The organism is Peribacillus sp. YIM B13482 (assembly GCF_042787975.1).
GTDB classification, from domain to species: domain Bacteria; phylum Bacillota; class Bacilli; order Bacillales; family DSM-1321; genus Peribacillus; species Peribacillus simplex_A.
In genome coordinates, this window is sequence record NZ_JBHZPF010000087.1 from 1 (window position 1) to 10,022 (window position 10,022).

At 34.2% G+C, this 10,022-nt stretch carries 11 protein-coding genes; 2 read left to right on the forward strand and 9 right to left on the reverse strand.

The window, feature by feature from the left end:
• Nucleotides 1-565: 565 nt before the first annotated feature.
• The 8 genes from ACFX4L_RS23860 to ACFX4L_RS23895 all read right to left on the reverse strand — a co-directional run bounded on the left by ACFX4L_RS23860 (nt 566) and on the right by ACFX4L_RS23895 (nt 6,373).
• Nucleotides 566-1,816: a dicarboxylate/amino acid:cation symporter gene (locus tag ACFX4L_RS23860; protein WP_284469656.1), complete on the reverse strand. Its 1,251-nt coding sequence runs from the start codon at nt 1,814-1,816 to the stop codon at nt 566-568.
• Nucleotides 1,817-2,443: 627 nt separating this feature from the next.
• Nucleotides 2,444-2,650 carry a hypothetical protein gene (locus ACFX4L_RS23865; RefSeq protein WP_061464976.1) on the reverse strand — a complete coding sequence of 69 codons (207 nt, stop codon included), beginning with the start codon at nt 2,648-2,650 and terminating at the stop codon, nt 2,444-2,446.
• Between the two features lie 48 nt (nt 2,651-2,698).
• Nucleotides 2,699-2,902, reverse strand: a complete 204-nt coding sequence (locus ACFX4L_RS23870) for a helix-turn-helix transcriptional regulator (RefSeq protein WP_377406439.1) — start codon at nt 2,900-2,902, stop codon at nt 2,699-2,701.
• Nucleotides 2,903-2,914: 12 nt separating this feature from the next.
• Nucleotides 2,915-3,313 (reverse strand): hypothetical protein, encoded by a 399-nt coding sequence (locus ACFX4L_RS23875; RefSeq protein ID WP_377387243.1) that lies wholly within the window; start codon nt 3,311-3,313, stop codon nt 2,915-2,917.
• Between the two features lie 309 nt (nt 3,314-3,622).
• On the reverse strand, nt 3,623-4,009 hold the full coding sequence (locus tag ACFX4L_RS23880) for a DUF192 domain-containing protein (RefSeq protein ID WP_377387246.1): 387 nt from the start codon (nt 4,007-4,009) through the stop codon (nt 3,623-3,625).
• A gap of 157 nt (nt 4,010-4,166) precedes the next feature.
• Nucleotides 4,167-4,658: a DUF6584 family protein gene (locus ACFX4L_RS23885; RefSeq protein ID WP_377387262.1), complete on the reverse strand. Its 492-nt coding sequence runs from the start codon at nt 4,656-4,658 to the stop codon at nt 4,167-4,169.
• A 190-nt stretch (nt 4,659-4,848) separates the two neighbouring features.
• Nucleotides 4,849-5,061 carry a hypothetical protein gene (locus ACFX4L_RS23890; RefSeq protein WP_377387249.1) on the reverse strand — a complete coding sequence of 71 codons (213 nt, stop codon included), beginning with the start codon at nt 5,059-5,061 and terminating at the stop codon, nt 4,849-4,851.
• A 460-nt stretch (nt 5,062-5,521) separates the two neighbouring features.
• Nucleotides 5,522-6,373, reverse strand: coding sequence for a LysR family transcriptional regulator (locus ACFX4L_RS23895; RefSeq protein WP_377387252.1), 852 nt, complete (start codon nt 6,371-6,373; stop codon nt 5,522-5,524).
• Between the two features lie 191 nt (nt 6,374-6,564).
• Between ACFX4L_RS23895 and ACFX4L_RS23900 the strand changes: the two genes are divergently transcribed.
• A complete protein-coding gene (locus ACFX4L_RS23900; RefSeq protein ID WP_377387255.1) occupies nt 6,565-7,815 on the forward strand; it encodes an MFS transporter in 1,251 nt (416 codons plus the stop codon).
• A gap of 357 nt (nt 7,816-8,172) precedes the next feature.
• On the opposite strand, the gene ACFX4L_RS23905 is transcribed toward ACFX4L_RS23900, so the two are convergent.
• Nucleotides 8,173-8,940, reverse strand: coding sequence for an SDR family NAD(P)-dependent oxidoreductase (locus ACFX4L_RS23905; protein ID WP_284469570.1), 768 nt, complete (start codon nt 8,938-8,940; stop codon nt 8,173-8,175).
• A 140-nt stretch (nt 8,941-9,080) separates the two neighbouring features.
• On the opposite strand from ACFX4L_RS23905, the gene ACFX4L_RS23910 reads away from it, so the two are divergent.
• Nucleotides 9,081-9,461: a MerR family transcriptional regulator gene (locus ACFX4L_RS23910; RefSeq protein ID WP_284469569.1), complete on the forward strand. Its 381-nt coding sequence runs from the start codon at nt 9,081-9,083 to the stop codon at nt 9,459-9,461.
• Nucleotides 9,462-10,022: the final 561 nt, after the last annotated feature.

Below are 10,022 nucleotides of genomic sequence, written 5' to 3' on the forward strand. Positions count from 1 at the left end.
CCCCGCGGAAAGCGAGCATCTGGAGGGGAAATCAACCACAACTCACTACCTGGTAAATAGCAACATAGTATGTGAAATTAATAATGAATATTTATAAGTAACAAAATTAAAGAAATAACAAGCGTATAAATGTAATAATAAAGAAATATTACCAAGTATAAGGTAATTGTCAATATAAACTGTCCAAATAAAAAAACATACCCGGCGTATCAATAAACAAGACCAATAATGGTTGACTAAGAAAAAAAGCCCTCCAGTTTATTTGGAGAGCATTGACTCAATTCTCGATTGCACTAACGACTTTAGCCTTTATAGCTAACTTGTCCAGCTTCAACCAATTCCTTCAGTCCCTTAACCATTAAATTCAAGCCATGTTCAGATTGAGCAAAGCACTTAAAGGGAATGCCTTTTGTTTAAGGAGTATTGAATGCTTTTTTAGAAATGGTTTTATTTGCCCAAAAGTTTAAAGGATGAGGATTCACATTGAAAAAGGGTGAGGTCCGAAGACCATCACCTCAACATTTGACGGGGAACTACAAAACATATATGCTCCTTTATCTTAACCTTATGCCTGAATGCTTGGCTGTTCGGTTTGAGCTTTATTCCATTCTTCCTGACGGAACTCTTTTTCCCACTTCGAAACCACAATACAAGCGAGAACATGTCCAGGGGTATTACAAGCGGTACGTGCCATATCCAGCACACGGTCAATTCCTGCTATAATTGCGACGCCTTCTGCAGGAAGCCCTACCGCTGAGGCGGTGGCTAATAGCACAACCAGCGAACCGGATGGAACAGCAGCAATTCCTTTTGAGGTTGCAACAAGTACCCCCATTACAATCAATTGTTGGCCAAAATCCATCGGGATGCCATATGCTTGTGCTAAGAAAATAGAGCAAACAGAAAGGTACAATGTCGAACCATCACAATTCAGTGATAGCCCAGAAGGAATAACGAACGAAACAACACGTTTCGAACAACCGTATGCTTCCATTCGATCCATTAACTGAGGCAGAATGGTTTCCGTACTTGTCGTGGAAAATGCGATGAGGAACAAATCCCATACCATTCGAAACACTTTAAAGTAGGAAATCTTCAAGAACCAAGCAATTATTGGAAACAGTCCGAAAATAACAATAGCAAGCCCTAGATACACAACCCCTATCAACTTCGCCATAGGGATTAAAAGAGCGATACCATACTGTCCAACAGAGGCTGCCATGAGCGAGAGTACACCAATCGGTGCCGTTACCATGACCATTTGTGTCAGTTTAAACATGATATTTGCAACTGATTCCATAAACTTCATTGCCGGCTCTGACTTTTTGCCAATTGCTCCAGCAGCTGCACCAAATAGAATAGCGAAGAATATAACAGCTAATAAATCACTTTTTGCCATCGCATCAACAATGTTGCTTGGAATGATGTTAACAAGCATCGTTTTAAAATCGACAACTTTGGTAACGCTTTCATTTAATTGTGTGATATCTTTCTGGGCAAGATGGGACAAATTAAGCCCAGCACCAGGCTTTAAGATGTTAACAAGTAAAAGACCAATACCTAGAATAAGGGTGGTAATAAATTCGAACCAAATAATTGTTTTAAGTCCTAATGAACCCATTTTTTTCATGTTTCCGTCGCCTGATGAACCAATGACAATAGTAGTGAAAACAATAGGCACAACAATCATTTTAATGAGATGAATAAAAGCGTCCCCAATCGGTCTTAAGGATTGGCCAAGTTCAGGAAAAAAATGTCCGATAAGTGCCCCAATAAACAATGCAATTAACACTTGAAAAGCAAAAAACTTTTTCATAAGTTGCCCTCCCTGAACGAAAGATTAATAGCAATCACACAATATTTCAATAAATAGCATAAACTTTCTCTTTTGACTAATGAATGAGAAAGATAAAATAGCTTTTAAAAATTGTTCCGGCTTATTCCATACAAAACCTCCCATGTAAGAATATTTGTAAATATAGTAAATACTGTATCATTATTTCAAAAATTAGTAAAATATTGAATTACTATAAAGCTATAAGAATAAATTATTAATCCCGTTACGAATAAAAATTGCACTTCCAACATAGGTGCAGATTTGAAAAAAGATCAATCAAAACATGCCATTATACAACACTTTATAGCGGTGTTACTGCTTTTTTATTTATATTGAACATAGTATTCTTTAATAATTATAGTATGGTTTAACTACGTATTCCGTCTTTCGTAGAATATATTTACATGCTTCTGTAGCTTTAAAATAACGAACAAAAAGAAAGAGCATGTTTTGAAAAAATATCAATCAAAACATGCTCTTATTTAATGAGATCGATTCACTTCTTTTTTTAAAAATTCGAATATTTTATTGAACCTTATTCCACTAAAACCCATGATAGTTTAAGTGATTTCATTCACAATATTTCAGTAAAAAATTGAAATTCCTTTAGTTCACAATAAATACTACAATCCCTATTATAATACACAGAATTCCACTCAAAAATTGTCCTAATCCTGAAGCTTCTCCCATTAACAGTAAATTGAATATGTTTTTGTTTTTTCGATTTTTTCCAAATAAGCCATCATCTGTTCTCATACGATAAATACCCCAAACTACTAAAACTATCCCAAAAATAAATAATATAAAAAGCATCTACAGTCCTCCGTTGTTTGTTTAATATGTGCATCTTTGTGAAATGTACTATTTGTCATCCTCATCGAAAATAAAAGTTTCTTCGATTGATAAATTAAAAACTGAAGCTATTTTATACGCAAGTAGCAAAGATGGATTATACTTTTGTTTTTCTAATGAGATGATCGTCCTAGAAGATACACTTACTTTATCAGCTAATTCTTGTTGCGTTATTCCATATTCTATTCGCAATTCTTTTACTCTATTTTTCATAAAGCCTCCTAATTAAAGGACAAGATTGTAATACTTTCTAGACCCAATTTCACTAATTATTAAAGATACTAAGAAAACAAATAATGCAGTATTTGTTGGGATTGCCACAAAATTAGTTAAAAACATAAGAATTAAAATTTCGTATATCACAATATGCAAAGAAAAGCGGGCAACTTTTCCATCAATTAAAGCATCTCTTTCGTCATATTCCTTTGATAATTCCTTTTCTAGTGATTTATTCTTTCGGGATGTAATGTAAGAAATTGTTGAGTACAACAAAAGTATTCCACCTAGGAATACAAAGATATAGCCAAAATTAAAGCTTACTGATGTATCGAGAATCATTCGAATGATTCCAAATATAATTATCAAGGTTGAAACTAAAAAACGCTGTATGAATAGATTTTTCAAACTACCTCTCCTAATCAACTTATTCTCCTCGGGTAAAGTTAACTTCATGTGAAGTTTGTTTCACATGAAGTTAACTTCATAATATACTTTTATAAAACAAACGTCAATCGATAAATAATGCAAAGCATCGCAACATTTTTTATAAACGCCGGCATAAAGAATAAACTTCCTTATAGGCAGCTCCGATCTTCAGCTAACGCATCTGTCTGTTTAAGTACATTTCTTCACCAGTCTTTTCAGTGACATTAACATAAATATCCATAAAAAAATCACCTCACCTTTAAGGACTAGGAGTTAGGTGAGATGAATTCAATCAAACTTTACATAATCCCCTTCTTTGATTTGATTCTTTTCAAACCATCCAAGATTCACTTCAATTGCATAATGATAAGAAAGTTCCGGGTCATAGGTAGGGCATTTATCCTCTATACAAGGTTCCATATCAAGTATTTTTAAAATTTCCCCATCTGAATCAAGAAAAGCAATAGATAAAGGAATTAATGTGTTTTTCATCCAAAAGCCACCATATATTTTTTCTGAAAACACAAATAACATCCCCTCATTTTCGGGTAATTTTCCAACAAACATTAAGCCCTTTTCTCTTTTTCTTTGAGTATCTGCAACTTGAACGATTAATCTAGTTTCCCTGTTTCCACTGAGTATTTTTATCATTTTTGTTTTTATTCTATTTTTCATGTTCACTCACCTTCGAGTATTATTATAAGCAGGAAAGAAACTTGAAGTCTTTTTAAAAGAAGTTCATGAGATTGATATTTCCTTTTTTCGAAAAAACGTCTTTTCCCCTAATAATAAAAAGGAAGAAAGCTGGAGATAAACTAGGCAAGATTCTGGATCAAAAAATCCAGTTAAAGAGTGCGTAAACTCCGATTAATGCAAAGATAATTGTTAATATTATTATTGAGAAGCAACCAAAAATAACTAACTTATCTTTGAATGGATCTTCAGGTTCTTCCAGCAAATTTTGTTTAACTTTATTTTGTATAGGGGAAATTACCTGATCTAATTGCAGTGTTTTTAAAACTTCACTATCACCTTTAAATTTTATAGCTCTTCCTATTCTGATAGGATCATTCCCCATAGATTTTTCGAATTGAATACACGCTTTTACCATTTCTGGTGACTTATTCTTTTCTAAATACCAGTATCGACCAGCCATTGAAGGGTATTTTAATGCAATATATATGTCCCCCAACTTTCTACGGAGGTCTAATTCATTAGGAAAGGTTGAAATTAACCCGTGTAGTCTATCCCGTGCTTTCCCTAAATCATTTTTTTCAATGTCCTCTTCTATCTTCTTTATAGTTTTAACAGGTATTTTATCTATAAAAAACACCTCATTCATCTTTGTTCTTTACGGTCTTTATTTCTCGACAGTTCAAAACATTTCCTCTTTTAACCAAATTGTCCTTTTAGTTTCAAAAGAAAGCAACCTGGCTTATTGAAGTATAGCAACCGCATAATAAATGTTACTAATTCCTCTGTAAATAGCGTTAACTCCTCAAACATAATGCCTTTTATTTTTTACACTCAAAAGAATATTCACTTGTGAGATTATTATGTATTTCTAATATGACTTCCCCACCAATTTCATAGCAGCGAGTACTAGCTAAATTTATTTCTTTAGTATTGAAAAAACTAGATGCAATCGTTAAAAAAGCGACTCCAAATAAAGCGATAACTAAAATCCATAAAACTCCCGTAAAATGCTTATTTTTAAATATAGTCATTTTCAGAACACTCCTATTAAGATTGAACTAAACTGCCCAATTAATACGTTTGAAACGATCATAAGTTCCACTTTTGAATAAATTTACCAAAATTAACAAAATATTATTTCTGCTTATTGAAGAAACCTGCCCCGATAGATTCATAAGGATAATGCTGCCTTAAAGATAACGCACCTAAGAGTATTTGTGCCTTAACGACACAAATGACCTTCTCCATTCAAAAAGCCAACTGAATCGTTGGCTTTTTGTCTAAATAAATTACAATTGATTTTCGAAGTTATTGCTAGATTCATCTATAGATAATGTTAAATACTTTCTAGAGGTAATAAGATTAATAAACGATAAACATAAGGAAATCGAGGCAACAATAAAGACAACTACAATGCTATATTGCTGGCCCAGTATCCCCATCATAAGAGTTGATATACCGAATGTAGCCATTATTAAAGAACTCTGATAATTAACCAATCGTCTTCAGAACATTTTTTAATTGTACGATATTGTTCTGTTCGCCGTCGTTCATCTTAAAAACGAAAACGGTATTAATGACATTTTTAAAGCTTAAATTGTAGTAGTGAATGTTTGTATAGTTATATAAGTCTATAAGCTTAGTATTCAATACTGCAATGGTGTTACTGATTTGCAAAAAATCTTGGATACTGCTGATTGATTTTATTTCCTTTAATTTATATGGTATTTGATTATTCTTAAGCCATTCGGTCACAGCTCTTGTATACATACAACCTATACTCAATACGAGCAATGTAATAGGCGTTTTCCGATCAAAATTGATGATATGGTCCTTACTTGAAATGATCTCGAATGTTTCAGTTGCAACGATGTCATAAGTTAAGTCTGGATATTTCTTAATAGGTTCACTAATGAGTGCACAATCTAATTCGGAATTGTGCACTTTTTGGTTTATGGCATTACTGGAATCTACAGCGAAATCCACATCCATTTGAATGTCGTTCATATTCAAAGTGTTCGCGATGTGGGCACCGTAGATTTTCAAGGTTGTATGTGATGCGCCAAAATCCACTTTAGCGTTAGTTTGAAAGGCACCAATGTTTTGTAAAAATTCTTCGTACTCTTTTGCAATAAGTTGAAGATAGTTTTTATACTGTAATCCTACACTAGTGATTTTCAATCCTTGGGGCGTGCGATTAAAAACAAGTTTGCCAATTTCAGACTCTATTTTTTTCACTTTAGCCGTAAGGGCGGATTGAGTATAGTTCGTGATTTCTGCAGATTTACTTAAATTTTGACGGTTTAATATTTCAATTTTCAATGCTATTTCTTTGATGTTCATATAGTTGGCACACCCTATAAAAAAAATTTATGAACCCTATCATTTTCCTCCATTTTACGCTTCTGGGCAGGCAGAGTAAACTCTAGTTAGCTTAATAAGTAAGGGAGACTAGATAATGTTAGAAGCTAATAATAAGAATATACCCCACCGAATTCTTATTGAACGATACATCAAACATAGGGGGAGCATTAATGCATACATATTATAAATGGTTAATCGTATTGGTGGCCACGTTATCCCAAACTGCAGCAACCTTTGTGACATATGGCATGGGACCCATCGCTGCATTTTATCAAATTGAATGGAATTTAACACCGCTTCAAACAGGCTCCATTGTTTCAGCGGTCAATATTGGGCCGATGTTTTCAATGCTGGCGTTCGGATACTTGATGGATAAAAAAGGGGAAAAACACATTATCGGGTGGGGGACCATTTTATTGGGGCTCTCAGCTTTAACGCTGGTTTTTGTTAATGATTATATTGTATTGCTGCTTTTATTATTGTTGGTCGGTATATGGTACGGAAGTGCTCAAACCGGTGGAAGCACGGCCATCGTAAAATGGTTTCCAAACGAACATAGAGGGCTGGCTCTAGGGATAAGACAGACGGGAATACCGCTTGGAGGATCTTTAGCCTCTGCAGTTTTATCCTATACATATTATCATTTCAATTTGTCATCAGTTCATTTAGTACAAGGGATCGTAGCAATAATGGGAGGGCTGCTCTTCCTATTATTATATAACGAGCCAGAAAGAACGAGTGAAACGGGATCAACCTCGGTCGGGTTCAAGGAGAAAATGAGTGTCATCAAAAATAATAAGGAGTTATATCCGATGTATATAGTAGGTGTTGTGATGATGTCATTACAGATGATTATCATTGCGCATTTTATGAGTTATTTGCACAATGAAGGGGGCTATCCATTAACAGAGGCAGGAAAATATTTAAGCGTCGTTTTAATAGGTGGTATGGTTGGACGGGTAGTCATCGCCTGGGCGAGTGATCAATTCTTTGAAGGTCAAAGGGAAAGATTATTGCTTATTGTGATGGCTGTTACCGTAATTCTTACAGTGATGCTGCCGCTCATCATGACTGTTGAAATGGAAATCTTGATGCTATTATTTTGTTTTCTTTTGGGCTTTGTAGCCATTGGTTGGTATTCCATTTTTATTGCTTGTATCACAGAGCAATCGGATTCCCGTTTTATAGGTTTAACGGTGAGTTCAGCATTGACATTAAATCAATTATTCATTGTCATAGCACCCTCTTTATTCGGATTAGTCGTTAATCTATTGAACAGTTATCAACAAGCCCTATATTTGGCCGGAATATCTGTAGCTTTGGGAGCGATTAATTTATATAGAGCAAAAATAAAAAAAAGAATGGATCATGGGATCACCACAAAGTTTGATCAAATTAATACAAACAACCTTGATAAATGAATAAATTGAAAGGGCATGTTTTGAAAAAAGATTAATCAACACATACCCTTATTCTCTCTAATTGGATTATTCTTTTTTAAAAAATCGATCATTTTTTTTGTGTTCCTTAATCAGCTAACGCACCCGTTAGTTTAAGTAGAAACCTTCACAATCTCAATAGAGTAAAAGGGATAAAAGGCATGGGATATTAATTAATTTAGGCTTTTTAAAAAGGATCTTATTATACTAAACTGCCCCGTTAGTCGAAAAAGAAAAAAAGACCGCCGCAGCGATCCTAATCTTTAACTCTCACATCCGTCGGTTGAACATGGAAATGAAAGGTTCTCCTAATAGAAAAACGATGATCAATCAACCTTATTAGTTTCTCATTCTTACTGCATAAGGATAAATTGGATCCTTTAATTGAAATTCATACGTAATACCATCGACAATTCCAACTACTTTTTCGCTATCGTAAAGATCAAGCATAAATCCAGCCATTTCTTTAGCTGTATGGTATTTCGGAAGAAGGCCTTCGAATTTAACATTTTCCTCCAAGTCATTCGATACTTTTGCAAATTCAGTTTCAGTTGCAGCAGGAGCTAATACTTTTGCTTGCATGCTTGCACCTTGTTCTTTTAATTCATGTGCAAGGCCTTCAGTAAAGGCACTTACATAGAATTTAGAAGCACAATATGTGATTGCATTTCCAATAATCGTGTAACCTCCACCTGATGAAACGTTAATTAATTGCGTTCCTTCAACAGTTGAATAATCACGCACATAAAGAGAAGTTAAAATAGTTAAAGCTTCAATATTTAAATTTAGCATAGTCTCAATTTTAGTTAAATTTTGTTCTCCAACTGATGCGAAATTACCAAACCCTGCATTATTAATCCAAGTTTCAATTTCGTATTCCTTTAAATCTTCAAATAATGTATACGCATTTTTCGTATTAAATAAATCAACTGTTTTTATAATGACATCTAATTCAGCATTTACTTTCGCGATTTCTGATTTTAGTTTTTCGAGCTCCTCAGTTCTACGTGCCACAATGACTAAATTTTTTCCACGAGCAGCAAAAGCAAGAGCTGTTTCATAACCAATCCCAGAACTTGCGCCTGTAATAACTGTATATTTCTTCATTTCATTTCCTCCCACTATTTTGTTTATACTAATAAAAATTGATTCTTTAGATGATACGAATTTATTATATGGGTTAGAGTAAACTCTAAGTCAAACCTATTTTTACACTTTATTAGCATTGGCTAAGTATGGAGGTTTTTATGTATACGATTGGTGAAGTGGCACAACTTCTAGGAGTCAGCACACATACATTACGTTACTATGAAAAAGAGAAAATCATTCTTCCAGATCGAAATGAACATGGAGATAGAATATATTCTGAAGCACATCTTCAATGGCTAAAATTTGTTTTAAAGTTAAAAGAGACGCAAATGCCGATCACAAAAATAAAAGAATATGCCTACTTGTATACTGAAGGAGAACATACAGCAATAAATCGATTAAAACTGTTAGAAAATCATAAAAGTTCGATTGAAAACCAGTTAAAGACGCTGGAAGAAACAAATAAAATGTTAGAACATAAAATTACATCATATAAAGAAATGATTCTGAAAAGAGATGAAGGAGTTACAAAAGCATAATATTATCTGAAAATGAAAGTGTTAAATAACGTAAACTCATAAAATCAAAAGGACCGCCATATTAGATACGTCTAATATGGGCGGTCCTTATTGGGGTAGCATCAGGATTATGCGGATATACAACGTTAAAGCCAAAAACCTTGTATCAATAGGGTTTAATCTATTGGGACGTAACCGATTTTACGTCAAATAAAGCTTGCTAGTGTCTCATATGACTTGTCTCAAAAGTCTTATCGTTGTAAATCTGCATTTTCGGGACGCTCCCCCTTAATTAACTTGTTATTGAACTCCCTCAGTTTGATACAAATATCTCTCGAATGCTCACTTATTCGCAGGATTTCATAACCCTTGTAATTGGATTTCCGGGTAATTGAAATGAGATCAGATCATTTTGGCTTCGTGAAGGCATAGTTAAATAAAGGAGCCAGCTACCACTCCATATTTTACCATATAATGTACATCTCCACGCCGCCCCTGGAGGCTATCCCTCCCATGTCTCAACGGGTCAATTGCCCTCTCATTCCTTCGTCATGCCTATCCAAGGGGTGGAGGCCAGTTATG